1 protein-coding gene is annotated in these 231 nt (G+C 55.0%); it reads left to right on the top strand.

Annotation, left to right across the window (positions count from 1 at the left end; translation table 11 throughout):
• A partial coding sequence (locus VC352_RS25670; RefSeq protein ID WP_416340243.1) for an integrase core domain-containing protein occupies positions 1 to 231 on the top strand: 231 nt, incomplete at both ends.

Genomic DNA, 231 nt, shown 5'->3' on the forward strand with positions numbered 1-231 from the left:
CAGGAAGGCCTGAGCAGAATGGGCGGCACGAGAGGATGCACCGAACCTTGAAGCAGGCTGCTATCCAAACAGCAGCTTCGCATATGACGGAGCAGCAAGTGTGCTTCTATCAATTCATCCAGTACTACAACGAGCTACGCCCCCATGAGTCCCTGAATCAGCAGACACCACGGCAGTGCTATCAGGAGTCACCGCGTGCTTATCAAGAACAACTGCCCGAGTTGGCGTACC

Origin of the sequence: Pseudomonas sp. C11, assembly GCF_034683865.1 — a bacterium.
In the GTDB taxonomy this organism is placed as follows: domain Bacteria; phylum Pseudomonadota; class Gammaproteobacteria; order Pseudomonadales; family Pseudomonadaceae; genus Aquipseudomonas.